This is a genomic window from Actinomadura sp. SCN-SB, assembly GCF_043906805.1.
Taxonomy (GTDB): domain Bacteria; phylum Actinomycetota; class Actinomycetes; order Streptosporangiales; family Streptosporangiaceae; genus Spirillospora.
Map to the genome: position 1 here is coordinate 1 of NZ_JBIMPP010000193.1, position 548 is coordinate 548.

Genomic DNA, 548 nt, shown 5'->3' on the forward strand with positions numbered 1-548 from the left:
CCCTGCTCGTCGTTGGCGCGGGAGAAGCCCAGCGACTGGCCCTTGGAGATGTCCCGGGTCCCCAGGTTGGTGGTCATGATGATCACGGTGTTCTTGAAGTCGACCACCCGGCCCTGGGCATCGGTCAGCCGGCCGTCCTCCAGGATCTGCAACAGGCTGTTGAAGATGTCCTGGTGCGCCTTCTCGATCTCATCGAACAGCACCACCGAGAACGGCTTGCGCCGCACCTTCTCGGTCAGCTGACCGCCCTCCTCGTACCCGACATAGCCGGGCGGGGAACCGAACAGCCGCGAGACGGTGTGCTTCTCCATGAACTCCGACATGTCCAGCTGGATCAGCGCGTCCTCGTCCCCGAACAGGAACTCCGCCAGCGTCTTGGACAGCTCGGTCTTCCCCACACCCGACGGCCCGGCGAAGATGAACGAACCACCCGGACGCTTGGGGTCCTTCAGGCCCGCGCGGGTACGCCGGATCGACTGGGAGAGGGCCTTGATGGCGTCCTCCTGGCCGATCACGCGCTTGTGCAGCTCGTCCTCCATGCGCAGCAG

At 65.1% G+C, this 548-nt stretch carries 1 protein-coding gene; it reads right to left on the bottom strand.

Going from position 1 to position 548, the window contains the following annotated elements:
* The coding region (locus ACGWYJ_RS39005) for an AAA family ATPase (protein WP_395111748.1) at positions 1-548 on the bottom strand (548 nt) is incomplete at both ends.